Here is a 16,693-nt window from a genome sequence, read left to right on the forward strand (position 1 = left end):
ATAGGTACGGAAGGCAGGCTGTCAAGGTTGAAGTAACTACAGTGGTCAATTTCACGTGGATTGGTTGAACCGATTCGAGCGAGAATGCGTACGCACCCGATGCGGGGCTTCTCGGCAACGACAGATCGGCGCCGGCCATTGTCACAAAGGCCGGCGCCGATCGGTACGCGAGACTACATCGGTAGCGTGACCAGCGGACTCGCCACACCGTTGGCGTCCACCGACTGCACCTGGAGTTGCTTGATGTCATCCACCGGAGCCGACGTCGACGCGCTCAACTCCAGCCCCTGTGGTCGGGTGTTGGTGCCGTAACCGCCGTCCGGCACCGACCAGGTCGAAACGACCTCGGTGCTGGCGTTCTTCCGCACCACCACCAACCGGCAGACGCGCGGCCCGGGCAGCTTGCGCAGAACGAAATTGATCCGCGTCCCGTACTCCCGTTTCACCAGGAACATGGTCGTCTGCACACCTGTCGTGGGGTCGGTGGCCTCGACCTGGTCGCCCTCCTCCTCGGTGCCGCCGACACCCGGGCCGCTCGGCGGGGCCGTCGGCGCGCTCGTCGTCGGCTCGGCCGGCGCGCTCGGCGTCGAACCGGCGAGCGGCGCCGGGTCGCTGTCGGTCACGTTGACGAAGCCGTAACCGGTCAGACCGCCGAAGACCACCACCGCCGCGGCCGTCGCGAGCATCTGACGAAACCGGGTACGCCGCCGGTCGGCCCGCACCGCGCCCAGCGTCCGGTTGAGCAACGCCGGGTCGGTCGCCGTCTGCTCCAGCGCCATCATCGTCTCGCCGTCGATGTCGGAGAGCAGGCCGACCACCGGCACCATCGTCTCCAACTCGGCCGCACACGCCCAGCAGGTGGCGAGATGCTCCTCGAACCGCTCGGTGTCCTGCTCGTCGAGCACCCCGAGCGCGTACGCCGCGACATCCATGTGGTCCGGCCGGCTCATTCTGTCACCCCCCGCTCCTGCAGAGCCGTGCGCAGCGCGCGCAGCGCGTAGTAGACCCTCGACTTGGCAGTGCCCAGTGGCAGCCCCAACTCCTCGGCTGCCTCCGGCACCGTCCGCCCCCGGAAGTACGTCGAGATCAGGATCTCCCGGTGCGACTGACTGAGCGTACGCAGCGCGTCCGCCACCGTCATGGTCCGCAGCACCCGGTCGGTGCTGTCCGCCTCGGCGAACGCGGTGAGGTCCCGGTCGTACGTCTCCGGCGGCCGGGCCTCCTGGCTGCGGTGCTCGTCGATGGCGATCCGACGGGCCACCGTGACCAGCCACGGCCGCAGCGACCCCTGCCCCTGCGTACCCAGGCGGTGCGCGTTACGCCAGGCCCGCAGCAGCGTCTCCTGGACGATGTCCTCCGCGCGCTGCCGGTCCCCCCCGGTGAGACGCATGACGAACATCAGCAACGGGCCGGCGTGCTCGGCGTACAGCAACCGGATCAACTGGTCGGAGTGGCTGGCCTCGGTCGTCGTCGCCTGATGGCGTCCGGGCGCCGGTCGCGGCGTCACCGGACCATTCTGGCGAGACGTCGCATGCGCGTCGACCCCCCGGGCAGACGACGTCGGCCGTGACGAGGACCGCGCCGACATCCAGTCCGCGCCGACCACGTCGCCATGCCAACCGGCCGCCACCGCGTGCATGCAGACCTCCGGGGTATCCGTGACCATCGCCGGCCCACGAAGCGGGCCGCCCGGTGGTACGCAGCAGCGCCCCCAGCGGATCAACGAACGGCGGAAATTTTTCCCCGCCGTCGTTGAGTGGACGGTCAGCGGCGGACGGAGAACAGGCCCGGTGGCGGTGGATCCGAGCCGGTGGCGTCGGCGTCGCGCACCACAGGCGCCCCGCCGGCGAAGCGGTCCAACTCGTCGCCGGCCACCACCCGACCAGGGAACCAGTCGCCGGCGGCGCGCCGGGTCAGCTCCGGCACCGGCGGCGCGGACCGCCCGGCGACAAGCACCAGATTTCCGTACCGGCGGCCCCGCAACACCGCCGCGTCGCTGACCAGGCAGGCCTGCGGCAACACCGAACGGACCGTGGCGACCTGCCCACGCGCGTGCCGCAGCGGCGGACCGTCGGCCAGGTTCGCCAGATACCAGCCCGCCGGGCGGAGCACCCGGGCCACCTCGGCCGCGTACTCCGCCGAGGTGAGATGAGCCGGGGTACGGGCACCGGCGAACACGTCGGCGACCACCACGTCGTAACTGGCGTCCCGGGTGGCGGTCAACACGGCCCGCGCATCCTCCACCCGGACCCGCAGCCGGGCGTCGGACGGCCACGGCAGCACCCTGCGGACCAGCTCGACAAGCGCGCCGTCCACCTCCGCCACCCGCTGGGTGGAGCCGGGCCGGGTGACCGACACGTAGCGGGGCAGGGTCAGGGCCCCACCACCCAGATGCAGCACCCGCAGCGGCGCACCCGCCGGTGCGACCAGGTCCACCGCGGCGGCCAACCGCCGCACGTACTCGAACTCCAGGTGCGTCGGGTCGGTCAGGTCGACGTGCGACTGCGGCGCGCCGTCCAGCAGCAGCGTCCACGAGCCGGCCCGGTCCGGGTCCGGCACCAGCTCGGCCTGCCCGGTGTCGACCTGCTCGACCACCCGGTCAGCCGCCCGCCTACGTCCCATTCCGACAAGTATCCGCGGTCAACGGGCCGCACGGGCCGCGGCGGTCAACGCGCGGTGCAGCAGCCGGGAATCGCCGAGCAGGGCACGCAGTCGACGCTCCAACCCGGCGATCGGGATGAGATTCTGTGGGGCCCGCGGGTCCTTGTACGGGGTGGAGGCGAAGCGGGGCAGCGTGACAAGCGACAGGTCGGCCAGCTCGATCGCCGCCTCGACGGGCAGGTCGGCCGAACACTCCACCCGGACGATGCCCGCCCACGGTGCGCCGATCGCCACCGGCAACCGCAAATACCACGACCAGCCACCCCAGGCGGTGCCCAGCCGGAACACCGGGGACCGCTCACCCGACGCCATGCCCGTCACCACGGCCGTCAGCCGGGCATCCAGATACTGGCTGTGCTGGGTCTTGATGTAGCCCAGGGTGCGCGGCAACTGCCGGCGACTGCGCAACGGGCCGTCCACCACCAGCAGGTCACCGTCGACCCGGGCGGCGTCGGACACCGCCACCTCCAGCGCGGTCAGTGGGCCCTGCACGGCGGCCGGCAGCTTCGCCAACTCACCGGTGCCACCCACCCGGTGCACCGGGTAGCGGATCGCGCCGGCCACCACGTCCTGCGCCGACGGGCTCGCCGTGAACAGACCCCGACCGACCCGGGTGCCGGCCAACTGCGCCGCACCCCGGCCCAGGTCGCACCGAACCACCCCGGCCGCGTACGAGGCGGCCAGACCGGGGAACGACACCCCGTCGGCCTCCGCCGTCCAGATGCTCGCGTCGATCCGGCGGACCCCGTCGACGAGCAACACCACGTCGGGCGCCCGCACCCCCGGCCGTGTCCCGATCGCCCGCCAGTCCACCGCGGGCAGCTCCACGTCCGCGTCGACCTGCGCGCTGCTCGGCGCGGCCGGCCCGGCGGCCGACGCCTCGAACGACGCCCCGTACGCCGGATCCCACGAGTCGACGAAGAACGCGGCGTCGCTCACCGGCCGGACCGTCCCATCCGCGTCGCGCTCCTCGCGCTCACCGGCCGGTCCGTTCCACGCGCGCGGACCGCGCGTCCTTGCGCACCTCGAAGCGGACCGGGATGCGTTCGGCCAACGCCGGCACATGGGTGACCACGCCGACCATCCGGTCGCCCCGGGCGGCCAGGTTTTCCAACGTGGCGGCGACCGTGTCCAGGGTCGCCGCGTCGAGCGTGCCGAAGCCCTCGTCCAGGACTATCGACTCCAGGCTCGCCGCCGTGGTCGACATCCCGGCGAGCTGCTCGGAGAGCGCCAACGCCAACGCCAGCGACGCCTGGAACGTCTCGCCGCCGGAGAGGGTGCGCACACCCCGGCGCAGCCCCGCGTCGTGGTGGTCGACGACCACGAACTCGCCCTTGTCGTGCACCAGCTCGTACTGGCCGGAGGACAGCTCCCGCAGGATCCCCGACGCGCCGTCGACGAGCAGGTCCAACGCCTCGGCCAGCAACCACCGTTCGAAGTTGTTGGCCCGCAGGTGCCCGGCGAGCGCGCGCGCCACCTGCGCCTCCCGCTCGTGCCCGGCCCGCTGCTCGCGCAGCGTGCCGGCCTGCTCCCGGCGCTCCCGCAGCCGGCGTCGGTCGGCGTCGGCCCGCTCCACCGCCACGGTCGCCGCGTGCACCGGATCGTCGCCGACCGGCACGTCGGCGTCGGCGAAGATGCCGGCGATGCGCCGCCGCACCGCGTCGGCCACCGCCTCGGCCTCGGCGACCGCGACGGCCCGGCTCGCCCGGTCGGCGCGGCGGCGATCCGCCTCCGTGGTCGCCCAACCGGTGAGCGCTGCCCAGGCGGCGGCCACGTCGTCCCGATCGGTCGCCGGTGGGCCGAACCGCGCCAACCCGTCCCGGGACGTGTCGAAGGCACGCCACGCCGCCCGCAGTCGCTCCTCGGCGGCATCCACCCCGGCCCGGGCCTGGCGCGCGGCCTCGCGGCCGGCCCGCACCGCGGTCGCCGCCTCCTCCAGCGCGCGCAGCAACCGGGCGTGCTCGGCCAACTCCCGGCGCAACACGGCCGGCTCGGCCGCGCCGGCGAGCTGCCCGTCCAACTCGGCCAGTCGGGCGTCCACCTGCTCCTGCCGGGCCCGCGCCTGCACCAGCAGGCGTTCCAGGTCACGCGCCGCCGCGTCCCGCTGCTGCACGGTCGCCTGCGCGGCCTTGGTCGCGGCCCGCGCCGCCTTGCCCGCCGCCGTCGCTGCCGCCACCGCCGAATCGGCAGGCACCGCCGGCACCCGCTCCACTGGCTGCTCGCAGACCGGGCAGGCCGCGCCGGCGTGCAGGTGCACCCGCAGGCTGACCGCCAGGTCGGTGGCCTTCGCCTCCTCGTGTGCCCGGAAGGCCGCCTCCAGCTCGGCGTCGGCCCGCTCGGCCGCCGCGCGGGCCACCGCCAGCGCGGCCACCGCCGTGGCGTGCTCGTCGTGCGCCACCCGCACCGCCGCGCGGACCGTGTCGGCCTCGCCGGACAAGCGGTCCCGATCGTCGTACGCCCGCAGTTGCAGTCGCACCGCGCTCTCGTCGCCGGCGGCGGCCAGCTCGCCGCGCAGCTTCTCCTCCCGCTCCTCGGCCAACGACACCGCGGTCGCCGCCGCCTCGGCGTCGGCCCGCGCCGCGGTGACCGCGCGGGCCACCTCGGCCACCCCACGCGGCGCGCGTACGCCGGTGAGGACGGCCAGCTCGTCGTCGAGGGCGGTGAGCGCCGCCTCGGCCTCCCGTGCGGTGACCCGGGCAGCCGCCAGCTCCGGCACCGCCTCGGCCACCGTGCCGGCCAGCTCGACCATCCGGTCGACCCGCGCGTCGGCCTCGGCCAACGCCTCGTCGTCCACGCCGGTCAAACCGGCGAGCACCTGGTCGACCGCCTCCAGCCGGGCCTCCGCCTGCGCGGCGCGCGCCGTCGCCTTCTTCTGCACATCCTCGTAGACGCCGAGGCCGAGCAGGTTGACCAGGATCTGCTGCCGGGTCGCCGGCTTGGCGTGCAGGAAGTCCGCGAACTGCCCCTGCGGCAGCACCACACAGCTGGTGAACTGCTCGTACGGCAGCCCGACCGCCTCCAGCACCGCCTGCTCCATCTCGGCGGGGGTGCCGGCCACCACCTCACCGAGATCGTCCGGGCTCAACCCGGTGTCCAGTTTGGTCACGTCGAAGCCGGCCGGCATGAGCTGCAACCCGGCGTTCGCGGTCTTCACGTTGCCCCGGCCGTCCCGGCGGACCACCCGGGTCGCCACGTACCGGGCGCCGCCGGACTCGAAGACCAACCGCACCCGCGCCTCGGTCGCCGACGGCGCGAGCGCGTTCGCCAACCCCCGCGCGCCACCCCAGCGGGGCACCATGCCGTAGAGGGCGAAGCAGATGGCGTCCAGCACCGTGGACTTGCCCGAACCGGTGGGGCCGATCAGCGCGAAGAAGTCGGCGTCGGTGAAGTCGACAGTGGTCTCGTCCCGGAAGACCGTGAACCCGGCCATGTCCAACCGCATCGGACGCATCAGTGATCGACCTCCTCGAAAAGCTCGTCGAAGAGCTCCCGGACACCCTCGTCGGCGTGGCCCCGGCTGTCCAGGTAGTCGGCGAACAACTCCCGCGGCGAACGCCCCGAGCGTTGCGCGATGCGGGCGCCGCTGCCCGGGGCGGTCAGCAGCTCCGGGTCGATCCGGATCTCCAGTGCCCGGGGGAGCAGCTCCTGCACCTCCTCGCGCAGACCGGCGCGGGGTTGCTCGCGCACGTACACCCGCAGCCAGGCGTCCGGCGCCTCGATCTCGGCGAGCTGGGCCAGGGTGCCCCGCACCGTGCGCAGCGCGCTCGCCGCGGTCACCGGCACCTCCCGCACCCGGGCGGCGGTGCTGGCCGTCACCTCGACGATCGTCACCGAGGGAACGTTTTCCTGCTCACCGAAGTCGACGGCGAGCGGGCTGCCGCTGTAGCGCACCGGGCAGGGACCGATGACCCGCTGCGCCCGGTGCAGGTGACCCAGCGCCACGTAGTGCGCGGTGGACGGGAAGACGGTGGCCGGGACGGCGTAGCCCAGCACGGTGTGCGCGTCGCGTTCGCCGCCACCGGTGGCCGCGCCGGTCACCGTCAGGTGCGCGGTGACGAGGTGCACCCGGTCCGGCTCGGTGAAACTCTCGGTGAGCCGCCCGAGCACCCGGCCCAGGTGGTCGGCGTACGTCTGGTTGGTCTCCGCGGCGGTCAGCTCGTACATCTCCAGCGCGCGCACCGCGTACCGCTGGGACAGGAACGGCAGCGCGGCCAGCCGCCACCGCTCACCGCCGGCCGTGGTGCCGTCGATCACGTGCTCGTCGGGATCTTCTCGCACCCCGCCGCGCAGGGTGATGCCGGCGGCATCGGCCCACGGACGCAGCGCGTCCAGCGCGGGGCCGTTGTCGTGGTTGCCGCCGATCGCGACCACGTCCGCGCCGGTGCGCCGCAGCGCCGTCAACGCCCGGGTGACCAGCCGGGTCGCCTCCGAGCTGGGCGCTGCGGTGTCGTAGAGGTCACCGGCGACGATCACCAGATCCGGCTGCTCGGCGCGGGCGATCTCGATCACCCCGGCCAGCACGGCCTTGTGCTCGTCGGCCCGGGACTGCCCCTTGAGCACCTTTCCCACGTGCCAGTCGGAGGTGTGCAGGATCTTCATGGCTGTGCCGGCCCCTACCTAGAACGGGATGTCGTCGTCGGTGCTGCCGCCGCCGGAGCCCACCACGGCGAACGGGTCGGCGGACTGCGTGATCGAGCGCAGCGTCTCCGATGGCGCCCGGCCCGCCTCGGAGACCCGGGTCGCCCAGGCCGGGAACGGGAACTCCAGGCAGAGCGGCACCGGGATGTCCGGCTGGTTGACGAACATCGTGCCCGGCTTGGCCAGCAGCGCCCGCTGCCGCTGCGCCGGCGGGAGGAAGCCGTACTCCGGGCGGGACGCCTCGGCTGGGTCGAGCCGGCCGACCACCCGGATCGCCGAGTTGGTGACGATGCGCCGCTCCACCTCACTCGCCGTCTGCTGCGCGCCGATCAGGATCACCCCGAGCGAGCGGCCCCGCTCGGCGATGTCGAGCAGGACCTCCTTGATCGGGGAGGAGCCCTCCCGGGGCGCGTACTTGTTGAGCTCGTCGAGGACGACGAACAGCAGCGGCTTGGCGGTGCCGGACTTCTCCTTGCGCTCGAACTCGCTCTTGAGCGTCACACCCACCACGAACCGCTGCGCGCGGTCCGGAAGGTTGTGCAGGTCGACCACCGTGACCTGGGCCGACTCGCTGGTGTTGATCGAGTGGGGGCGGCGGGTGGCCAGGTCGCCACGGATCAGCCGGGCCAGGTCCTTCTTGCTGCCGATCAGCCGTCGGGCGAACGCGTTGACGGTGCCCAGACCGACCGCGCTGCCGGCCCAGTCGGACCGGGTCTCGTCGTCGTTGAGCGCCTCGACGATGTGGTCCACCAGGTCGCCGTAGGAGCCGAGCCGCACCCCGTCGATGCTCACCCCGCCGTCGGCCGGCTGGGCGTAACGCGCCAGGTGCGCGGCCACCGAGTGGACCACCATCGTGTACTGCTGGCGCTCGTCGTCGGCATCGGCGAAGACGTAGGGCAGCAGGCGGTCGGCGCAGAACTCGCTCAGCGTCCAGTAGAACGAGTCGACCCCGGTGAGGCGGCTGCTCACATCCGGCGTGCCGGCCGCGTCACCGACGCGGGGCGGGGCGTACACCCGCACGTCGGGGAAGGCGCCGGCGCTCAGCCCGAGCTTCGCGTACGCCGCGCGGGTCGGCTCGTCGAGACGGGTGTTGGGGTGGTCGAGGAAGAGCAGGTCCTCGCCCTTGACGTTGAAGATCAGCGCCTTGGCGTTCACCGCGTCGCCGCCCAGCACGCCGGAGCGGAAGACCGAGTAGAGCAGGAAGGTCGCGAAGCTGGTCTTGGTGGCCACCCCGGAGATGCCGGAGATGGAGACGTGCGCGCCCCGGCTGCCGTCGAGGAAGTCGGCGTTGAGGTAGACCGGGACGCCGTCGCGACCCATCCCCATCGGGATGCGCCGCTCCATCCGGTCGAAGTGCAGCGCCCGCGCCCGGGCGTCACCCTCGGCCCGGTGCACCACGGCGCCCGGGGTCGGCGGCACGTACAGCTCCGGATCGACACGCGTCGTGGTGATCTCGGCCGCCTCCTGCACCTGCGCGGGCAGCGTGCCGTCCGCGATGGCGAACACGTCGGAGTCGAACTGGGCGCCCTCGTGCCGAGCGCGGACCTGGGTGACGACGCCGGCGATCGTCACCGGCTCCCGGTTGGGCAACTCGCGCCGGGTGACCACCACGTCGTCGAGCTGGAGATAACTGCCGGGCGCCACGGCCGTCCAGAACTGCAACGGGGTGGCGTCGGCGGTGCCCAGCACCCGCCCGACCGCCTCGCCAGGACTGTCGAGGTCGGCGTCGGTCATCGGGCGGTTCGGGTCGGTCGGGCAGCACGGTCGGGAACCATGCTGTGCATCCTGCCCGAGGAGTACGACAGGTCGCCACGCGACGCGTCGGACGACACCCTGCTCCGTCACACCCGCGACGGTGGGTGTGTGGCCGGACGACGGCCCGTTACGGGCGGGCGTGGCGGAGCATGAGCACGCCGTCCTCGGCGGCGAGCACGTGGCGCAACGGCAGGTGCCGGGGCGGCGCGGTGTCGCCGGCGGTGATCCGGCCCGACCCCGGCCCCGCGAGCAGGGGCGAGACGGTCAGGCACAACTCGTCCACCAGATCGGCGGCGGTGAGCGCGCCGAACAGGTGCGGGCCGCCCTCGCAGAGCAGTTGGGTGAGCCCGCGTCGGTGCAGTTCGGCGAGGCCGGCGGCCAGGTCGACCCGCTCGGTGCCGCGGCGCAGCAGGTCGGCGACGTCGGTCAGGCCGGGCGGCGGCTCGGCGTCGGCGTGGGTGAGCACGATCGGTCGGGTCGGCGCGTCGGCGAAGGCGGCCTGCGCCGGATCCAGGTCCAGCGAGCCGGAGACGACCACGAGCGTGGGGTACTCGGCCAGCCCGTGCTCGCGTCGCCAGGCACGGCGGCGCTCGTCGAGGCGGACCGCGCGGTATCCCTCGTGGCGCAGTGTGCCCGCGGCCACCACCAGCGCGTCGCAGAGCATCCGCAGCAGCGCGAACACCCGCTTGTCCGGCTGGCCGGAGAGCCCCGCGGAGTAGTCGTCCACGCTGACCGCGCCGTCCAGGCTGGTGACGAAGTTGACCCGCAGGCGGGGCTCGTCCGCCCGGTGGTAGAGGGCGGTCAGCGCGGCGTCGTCGAGTGGTTGCGTCGACGGCTCGGGCCAGAGCCGTCGGATCGGAATTCCGACGGTCATTCGCCGGCCGGACCGGTGACCGGAGGGGTCGGTTCGGCGGTACGGTGCTGACAGTCGCACCAGTTCCGGCCCGGGCACTCGTCGTGCCGCCGGGCCCGGCACGCTCGGCAGATCATGCTCGCAGCCTAAGCCGCGGGAGGACAGGACAGGATGCCGCGTCAGATCTTCCAGCTGAAGATGTCCCTCGCCGGCGTCCGCCCGCCGGTGTGGCGACGGGTGCTCGTGCCGGCCGGCTACACGCTGGACCGGCTGCACCGGGTGGTGCAGCACGTGATGGGGTGGCGCGACTGCCACCTGCACTCGTTCGAGATCGACGCCATGCCGTACGGCGAGCCCGACCCGGACGGGGAGTTGGCGCTGCACGACGAGATGGACGTGCGGTTGGACGCGGTGCTCGGCAAGGGCAGCAGGTTCTCCTACACCTACGACTTCGGCGACTGGTGGGAGCACGACCTGGTCGTGGAGGACGCGCTGACCGCGGACCCCGACGAGCGGTACCCGGTCTGTCTGGACGGTGAGCGGGCCTGCCCGCCGGAGGGTGTCGGCGGGCCGCCGGGCTACCAGGCGCTCCTGGTCGCGTTGGCCGACGACGGCGCCGCGGCCGGCCCGGTCGATCCCCGGCACGCGACGCTGCGCGACTGGGCCGGGTCCACATTTGACCCGTCCCGGTTTGACCCGGATCGGACCACCACCCTGCTCCGCCGCTTCTGCTGAAATCGACGCAGGCCGAGGCTTGATTGGGGGCCCCGGTGGAGCGGTAACGATCTGGGAACGCTCCCAACACCCTATTGACACCCCCGTTACCTGTCGGCAATCTCATGGGAGCGCTCCCGGAGGTGGCATGGGTCACTCACACACCCTGGCGTGGCGCGATGAGCACCCCCCCACCACACACATCAGCCTCACCACCGGAAAGAGGGGTCAGCGAATGAGTGTCACCACGCGGCGTACCCGCCTGGCGGCCGCTGCCCTGGCCGCGATCACCGCGGTCAGCGGTCTCGCAGCCTGCGGCAACGACGACGACAAGCCGGCGGCCGGCGAGAAGCCGACCAAGCTGGTCGTCGACACCTTCAGCGAGTTCGGCTACGACGAGCTCGTCAAGCAGTACGAGAAGGACACCGGCATCAAGGTCGAGCTGCGCAAGACCGCGCAGCTCAGCGAGTACCGGCCGAAGCTGGTCCGCTACCTGGCCACCGGCAAGGGCGCGGCGGACGTCACCGCCCTGGAAGAGGGCATCCTCAACGAGTTCAAGACCAACCCGAAGAACTGGGCCGACCTCAACCCCCTGATCGCCGACCACTCCAAGGAGTTCCTGCCCTGGAAGTGGGAGCTGGGCAAGGCGCAGGACGGTCGGCTGATCGGCCTTCCGACCGACGTCGGCAGCCTCGCCGTCTGCTACCGCAAGGACCTGTTCCAGGCCGCCGGTCTGCCCACCGAGCGCGACCAGGTGTCGGCGCTCTGGCCGGACTGGAAGGGCTTCCACGACGCCGGCCTGAAGTACAAGCAGGGCAGCGGTGGCAAGGCGTTCGTCGACTCGATCACCGCCGTCTCCAACGGTGTGATGTTCCAGGGCAACGGTGACCTGTTCTACGACAAGGAAAACAACATCATCGCGGACACCAGCCCCGCGGTGAAGAACGCGTGGGACACCGCCACCTCGATGGCGGACATCTCCGCCAAGGCGCAGACCTGGTCGCCGGAGTGGTCGGGTGGCTTCAAGCAGGGCACCTTCGCGGTCACCTTCTGCCCGTCCTGGATGCTCGGCATCGTGTCGGACAACTCCGGTGCGGCCAACAAGGGCAAGTGGGATGTCGCGGCCGTTCCGGGCGGCGGCGGCAACTGGGGTGGCTCGTGGCTCGCGGTTCCGGAGCAGAGCAAGTACCCGAAGGAGGCGGCGAAGCTCGCCGAGTACCTGACCAACGCGAAGAGCCAGGTGGACGCCTTCAAGCTCAAGGGCCCGCTGCCCACGAACCTGGAGGCGCTGAAGAACGACGCGTTCCTCAGCTACACCAACGAGTACTTCAGCAACGCGCCGACCGGCAAGATCTTCGGGGAGAGCGTCGCCAAGATCCAGCCGACCTACCTGGGTCCGAAGCACCAGGCGGTTAAGGAGAACGCGTTCGAGCCGGCCCTGCGGGCGTTCGAGAACGGGCGGGCCGACAAGGCGAAGGCCTGGGAGCAGTTCACCAAGGACGCCAAGACTCAGGGTGCCTTCTGAGTGAGTGATTCCCTGCCGGTGGCGTTCGGGGGTTCCCGGACGCCACCGGCCGGTCCCCTCCGCGTAGCGCCCTGCGCGAGGGCCCCCGGGCCTCGCCGGAAAAGGAAATTCGCATGAGCCTGTCGGCCACGACGGCACCGCCGTCGCCAGCAGCACCGCCTTCTCCCGACGTCTCTTCCCGACGTAGCCGGGCAAGGTTACTCAACCGTCTCGACGTCAAGTACTCGCCGTACCTCTACATCGCCCCGTTCTTCCTGATCTTCGGCGTGTTCGGGTTGTACCCGATGCTGCGTACCGTCTGGATGTCCCTGCACGACTGGGACATGATCGGCGACCACTCGTTCATCGGCTTCGACAACTACACCCGGCTCGTGTCCGACGAGTACTTCTGGAACGCCCTCGTCAACACGTTGGGCATCTTCGCCCTGTCGACGATCCCGCAGTTGTTGCTCGCCCTCTTCCTGGCGAACCTGCTCAACCGGACCTTCCTGCGCGCCAAGACCTTCTTCCGGATGGCCATCTTCGTGCCGAACGTGGTGTCGGTGGCCGCGGTCGCGATCGTCTTCGGAATGCTGTTCCAGAAGGAGTTCGGCCTGTTCAACTGGCTGCTCAGCCTCGTCGGTGTCGACGCGGTCGACTGGGACGGGCAGCGGTGGAGCTCCTGGTTCGCCATCTCCACGATGGTCAACTGGCGGTGGACCGGTTACAACACCCTGATCCTGCTCGCCGGCATGCAGGCGATCCCGAAGGACCTCTACGAGGCCGCGGCGATCGACGGCGCGAGCCCGTGGCGGCAGTTCTGGCAGATCACCCTGCCGATGCTCAAGCCCACCTTCATCTTCGTGGTCATCCTCTCCACGATCGGCGGCATGCAGCTCTTCACCGAGCCCCTGCTCTTCGCCAACGGCAACATCCTCGGCGGCGACCAGCGGGAGTTCCAGACGCTGGCCATGTACATGTACGAGATGGGCATCGAGAACCTGAGCACCGCCGGTTACGGAGCCGCTGTCGCCTGGGCGATCTTCATGATCATCGTCGTGGTGTCGCTGTTCAACTTCCTACTCGTCCGCCGCTCGGCGAAGTGAGGAGAGATCGATGACCTCGGCCTCCCAGCGCCTGTGGCGCACAAGTCCGCTGACCTACGTCGCGCTCGTCCTGGCGGCGCTGCTGTCGATCTACCCGTTCTACTACATGCTGGTGATCGCCACTCGCAGCCTGGACCAGATCAACGACGTGCCGCCACCGATCACCCCGGCCGGCGCGTTCGGTGACAACTTCCAGCGGGTGCTCGACAACGACGCCGCCAACTTCTTCACCGGCATGATGAACTCGGTCATCGTCTCCTCGGTGGTCACCCTGTCGGTGGTGCTCACCGGTTCGCTGGCCGGGTTCGCCTTCGCCAAGCTGCGGTTCCGGGGCAGCAACGCCCTCCTGCTGACGATCATCGTCACCATGATGATCCCGACCCAGATGGGGCTCATCCCGCTCTGGAGCATGATGCAGGACCTGGGGTGGTACGACACCCTCTACGCGGTCACCGTGCCGTTCCTGGTCACCGGTTTCGGCGTGTTCATGATGCGGCAGTACGCCACCCAGGCGATCTCCGACGAGCTGATCGAGGCCGGTCGGGTCGACGGGGCGAGCACGTTCCGGATCTACTGGAGCATCGTGCTGCCCGCCCTGCGCCCCGCCGCCGGCGTCCTCGGCCTGCTGACCTTCATGGAGACCTGGAACTCGTTCATCTGGCCGTACGCCATCCTCACCCCGGAGAACCCGACCCTGCAGGTCTCGCTCTCCTTCCTGTCGTACGCCTACTACACCGACTACTCCCAGGTGTTCGCCGCCACCGCGATCGGGACCATCCCCCTCGTGCTCGTATTTCTCGTGTTCGGCCGCCAGATCATCGGCGGGATCATGGAAGGTGCCGTCAAGTCGTGAGCAACCCCGCCAGCCCACCCGCCGTTGGTGTCCTCGACGAGCGCCCCGGGCTGACCTTCCCACCCGGATTCCTGTGGGGAGCCGCGACCGCGGCGTACCAGATCGAGGGGGCTGCGGCCGAGGACGGCCGTACCCCGTCGATCTGGGACACCTTCAGCCACACCGACGGTCGGGTCGTCGCCGGGCACACCGGCGACGTCGCGTGCGACCACTACCACCGGCTCGGCGGCGACGTCGCCCTGATGGCCGAGCTGGGCCTCAAGTCGTACCGTTTCTCGGTCTCCTGGTCCCGGGTGCAGCCCGGCGGCACCGGCGCGGCCAACCCCCAGGGGTTGGACTTCTACCGCCGGCTGGTCGACGAGTTGCTGGCCAACGGCATCGAGCCGTGGCTGACCCTCTACCACTGGGACCTGCCCCAGCCGCTGGAGGACGCCGGCGGCTGGCCGGCCCGGGACACCGCGGCCCGCTTCGCCGACTACACGACGCTGCTGGCCGACGCGCTCGGTGACCGGGTGCGCTACTGGACCACGCTGAACGAGCCGTGGTGCTCGGCGTTCCTCGGCTACGGCTCCGGTGTGCACGCACCCGGCCGCACCGACGGCGCGGACGCGGTGCGCGCCGGGCACCACCTGATGCTCGGTCACGGCCTGTCCGTGCAGGCGCTGCGGGCGGCCCGGCCGACCGCCGAGGTGGGCGTGACGGTGAACCTCTACCCGGTCGACCCGGCCAGCGACGCCCCGGCGGACGTGGACGCCGCCCGCCGGATCGACGGGTTGGCCAACCGGTTCTTCCTCGACCCGCTGCTGCGGGGGTCGTACCCGGAGGACCTGGTGGCCGACCTGAGCACGGTGACCGACTTCGGCCACGTGCGCGACGGCGACCTGGCGACCATCGCCACGCCGCTGGACCTCGTCGGGGTCAACTACTACAGCCGGCACGTGGTCGCCGCGGCGACCGAGGGCGCCGCGACCGACCCGGCGCCCTCCTGCTGGCCGGGCAGCGAGGACGTCCGGTTCGTCACCCGTGGCGTCCCGGTGACCGACATGGGCTGGGAGATCGACGCCCCGGGCCTGGCCGAGACGCTGCGTCGGGTGCACGATTACACCGACCTGCCGCTGTACGTCACCGAGAACGGCTCCGCGTTCGTCGACTCGGTGGTCGACGGGCAGGTCGACGACGTCGACCGGCTGGCCTACTTCGACGCCCACCTGCGCGCCGCGCACGAAGCGATCAACGACGGAGTTCCCCTGCGGGGATACTTCGCCTGGTCGTTGATGGATAATTTCGAATGGGCCTGGGGTTACACCAAGCGGTTCGGCATGATCCACGTCGACTACGACAGCCAGGTCCGCACCCCCAAGTCCAGCGCCAAGTGGTACGCCTCGGTGATCCGGCGCAACGGTCTGGCCGCACAATAGGCTCGGGCCAGCCATCAGGACGGTCCTGGCGTCCACCTCTAGCAGGTGGCGCCGGGTCCGCCCGCCGTCGGAGGAGCAGACGATGACAACGCAGCGCACCCGGTCGCTCGGGCGCCCGACCCTCGATGCGGTCGCGGCGCGCGCCGGTGTCGGTCGGGGCACGGTCTCCCGCGTGGTCAACGGCTCGCCGCAGGTCAGTCCGGAGGCCCGGGCCGCGGTCCAACAGGCCATCGCCGAGCTGGGGTACGTGCCGAACCGGGCCGCCCGCGCGCTCGTCACCCAGCGGACCGACTCCGTCGCGCTCGTGGTGTCCGAGTCCGGTGAGCGGGTCTTCACCGAGCCGTTCTTCGCCGCGATCGTCCGGGGGATCAGCTCCGGCCTGCTGGAGACGCCGATGCAGCTCTGGCTGGCCATGGCGCAGTCGCCGGTGGAGCGGGAGCGGGTCGAGCACCACCTGACCAACCAGCACGTCGACGGCGTACTGCTGTTGTCGCTGCACGACTCCGACCCGCTGCCGACGCTGCTGGAGGAGCGCGGCCTGCCCGCGGTCCTCGGCGGTCGGCCCGCCCGCATGCTCCAACCGGGCGCCCAACCGGCCTGGTTCGTCGACGTGGACAACGTTGGCGGGGCGCGGCAGGCGGTCGAGTACCTGGCGAGGCAGGGGCGACGTCGCATCGCCACCATCGCCGGCACCCAGGACATGGGCGTCGGCCTGGCCCGCCTGGCCGGCTACACCGAGGCGGTGAAGGCCACCGGGGCCGGCGTCAACCCCGACCTGATCGCGTACGGCGACTTCAGCGAGGGCAGCGGCGCGAGCGCCATGCGCCGACTGTTGGACGTCTGCCCGGACCTGGACGCGGTATTCGTCGCGTCCGACCTGATGGCGTTCGGCGCGCTGCGTACGCTGCGTGAGGCTGGCCGGCGGGTGCCGGAGGACGTCGCGGTGATCGGCTTCGACGACGCGACGATCGCCCTGCGGGCGGATCCGCCGCTGACCACTGTCTTCCAGCCGGTGGAGGAGATGGGCCGGCAGATGGCCCGCCTGCTGGTGGCCCGGATCCGCGGCGAGGACCTGTCGGCCACACACATCCTCCTGGACACCCAGCTGGTCCACCGCGCCAGCGCCTAACGTTTCTCCGTTGATCATGGAGTTATTGCCGTGACACGCCGATGCGGCGGGCAACAACCTCA

The 16,693-nt window shown here is 71.4% G+C and carries 14 protein-coding genes; 6 read left to right on the forward strand and 8 right to left on the reverse strand.

Translation table 11 applies throughout. The features are described from left to right. Nucleotides 1–173 precede the first annotated feature (173 nt). From ACPXBU_RS21080 to ACPXBU_RS21115, 8 genes are all read right to left on the reverse strand, one after another. On the reverse strand, nt 174–950 hold the full coding sequence (locus ACPXBU_RS21080; RefSeq protein ID WP_393375098.1) for an anti-sigma factor family protein: 777 nt from the start codon (nt 948–950) through the stop codon (nt 174–176). After that, the gene (locus ACPXBU_RS21085; RefSeq protein ID WP_393375162.1) at nt 947–1,639 is read right to left on the reverse strand and encodes a sigma-70 family RNA polymerase sigma factor; all 693 of its coding nucleotides are present in this window, start codon (nt 1,637–1,639) and stop codon (nt 947–949) included. Before ACPXBU_RS21085 ends, ACPXBU_RS21080 begins: the two co-directional genes overlap by 4 nt. A 125-nt stretch (nt 1,640–1,764) precedes the next feature. After that, a complete protein-coding gene (locus ACPXBU_RS21090) occupies nt 1,765–2,622 on the reverse strand; it encodes a spermidine synthase (protein WP_393375101.1) in 858 nt (285 codons plus the stop codon). Between the two features lie 18 nt (nt 2,623–2,640). Continuing rightward, nucleotides 2,641–3,600: a hypothetical protein gene (locus ACPXBU_RS21095; protein ID WP_393375103.1), complete on the reverse strand. Its 960-nt coding sequence runs from the start codon at nt 3,598–3,600 to the stop codon at nt 2,641–2,643. Nucleotides 3,601–3,637: 37 nt separating this feature from the next. Then, complete coding sequence (locus ACPXBU_RS21100) at nt 3,638–6,112, reverse strand: AAA family ATPase (RefSeq protein ID WP_425759302.1); 2,475 nt, start codon at nt 6,110–6,112, stop codon at nt 3,638–3,640. Then, entirely contained in the window at nt 6,112–7,260 is a 1,149-nt protein-coding gene (locus ACPXBU_RS21105) for an exonuclease SbcCD subunit D (RefSeq protein ID WP_425759303.1), read from the reverse strand. Before ACPXBU_RS21105 ends, ACPXBU_RS21100 begins: the two co-directional genes overlap by 1 nt. 18 nt (nt 7,261–7,278) lie before the next feature. Then, entirely contained in the window at nt 7,279–9,033 is a 1,755-nt protein-coding gene (locus tag ACPXBU_RS21110; protein WP_425759304.1) for an ATP-binding protein, read from the reverse strand. Nucleotides 9,034–9,181: 148 nt separating this feature from the next. Beyond that, the gene (locus tag ACPXBU_RS21115) at nt 9,182–9,928 is read right to left on the reverse strand and encodes a pyrimidine reductase family protein (RefSeq protein ID WP_425759305.1); all 747 of its coding nucleotides are present in this window, start codon (nt 9,926–9,928) and stop codon (nt 9,182–9,184) included. Nucleotides 9,929–10,078: 150 nt separating this feature from the next. On the opposite strand from ACPXBU_RS21115, the gene ACPXBU_RS21120 reads away from it, so the two are divergent. From ACPXBU_RS21120 to ACPXBU_RS21145, 6 genes are all read left to right on the forward strand, one after another. Further along, nucleotides 10,079–10,642 carry a plasmid pRiA4b ORF-3 family protein gene (locus ACPXBU_RS21120; protein WP_425759306.1) on the forward strand — a complete coding sequence of 188 codons (564 nt, stop codon included), beginning with the start codon at nt 10,079–10,081 and terminating at the stop codon, nt 10,640–10,642. Nucleotides 10,643–10,856: 214 nt separating this feature from the next. After that, nucleotides 10,857–12,146 (forward strand): ABC transporter substrate-binding protein, encoded by a 1,290-nt coding sequence (locus tag ACPXBU_RS21125; protein WP_393375122.1) that lies wholly within the window; start codon nt 10,857–10,859, stop codon nt 12,144–12,146. A 113-nt stretch (nt 12,147–12,259) separates the two neighbouring features. After that, nucleotides 12,260–13,231, forward strand: coding sequence for a carbohydrate ABC transporter permease (locus ACPXBU_RS21130; RefSeq protein ID WP_393375124.1), 972 nt, complete (start codon nt 12,260–12,262; stop codon nt 13,229–13,231). A gap of 10 nt (nt 13,232–13,241) precedes the next feature. Next, nucleotides 13,242–14,084: a carbohydrate ABC transporter permease gene (locus tag ACPXBU_RS21135; protein ID WP_393375126.1), complete on the forward strand. Its 843-nt coding sequence runs from the start codon at nt 13,242–13,244 to the stop codon at nt 14,082–14,084. Then, entirely contained in the window at nt 14,081–15,502 is a 1,422-nt protein-coding gene (locus tag ACPXBU_RS21140) for a GH1 family beta-glucosidase (protein ID WP_425759307.1), read from the forward strand. The genes ACPXBU_RS21135 and ACPXBU_RS21140 overlap by 4 nt, the downstream gene beginning before the upstream one ends. Nucleotides 15,503–15,584: 82 nt before the next feature. Then, entirely contained in the window at nt 15,585–16,631 is a 1,047-nt protein-coding gene (locus tag ACPXBU_RS21145; protein WP_425759309.1) for a LacI family DNA-binding transcriptional regulator, read from the forward strand. The last annotated feature ends 62 nt before the right edge of the window (nt 16,632–16,693 follow it).

The organism is Micromonospora sp. DT231, from assembly GCF_049847025.1.
Classification (GTDB): domain Bacteria; phylum Actinomycetota; class Actinomycetes; order Mycobacteriales; family Micromonosporaceae; genus Micromonospora.

Coding starts and splice junctions, on each gene's coding strand:
- ACPXBU_RS21105 (WP_425759303.1), bottom strand. CDS start 7,260: ATGAAGATCCTGCACACCTCCGACTGGCACGTGGGAAAGGTGCTCAAG.
- ACPXBU_RS21080 (WP_393375098.1), bottom strand. CDS start 950: ATGAGCCGGCCGGACCACATGGATGTCGCGGCGTACGCGCTCGGGGTG.
- ACPXBU_RS21110 (WP_425759304.1), bottom strand. CDS start 9,033: ATGACCGACGCCGACCTCGACAGTCCTGGCGAGGCGGTCGGGCGGGTG.
- ACPXBU_RS21115 (WP_425759305.1), bottom strand. CDS start 9,928: ATGACCGTCGGAATTCCGATCCGACGGCTCTGGCCCGAGCCGTCGACG.
- ACPXBU_RS21085 (WP_393375162.1), bottom strand. CDS start 1,639: ATGCACGCGGTGGCGGCCGGTTGGCATGGCGACGTGGTCGGCGCGGAC.
- ACPXBU_RS21120 (WP_425759306.1), top strand. CDS start 10,079: ATGCCGCGTCAGATCTTCCAGCTGAAGATGTCCCTCGCCGGCGTCCGC.
- ACPXBU_RS21130 (WP_393375124.1), top strand. CDS start 12,260: ATGAGCCTGTCGGCCACGACGGCACCGCCGTCGCCAGCAGCACCGCCT.
- ACPXBU_RS21145 (WP_425759309.1), top strand. CDS start 15,585: ATGACAACGCAGCGCACCCGGTCGCTCGGGCGCCCGACCCTCGATGCG.
- ACPXBU_RS21135 (WP_393375126.1), top strand. CDS start 13,242: ATGACCTCGGCCTCCCAGCGCCTGTGGCGCACAAGTCCGCTGACCTAC.
- ACPXBU_RS21100 (WP_425759302.1), bottom strand. CDS start 6,112: ATGCGTCCGATGCGGTTGGACATGGCCGGGTTCACGGTCTTCCGGGAC.
- ACPXBU_RS21125 (WP_393375122.1), top strand. CDS start 10,857: ATGAGTGTCACCACGCGGCGTACCCGCCTGGCGGCCGCTGCCCTGGCC.
- ACPXBU_RS21090 (WP_393375101.1), bottom strand. CDS start 2,622: ATGGGACGTAGGCGGGCGGCTGACCGGGTGGTCGAGCAGGTCGACACC.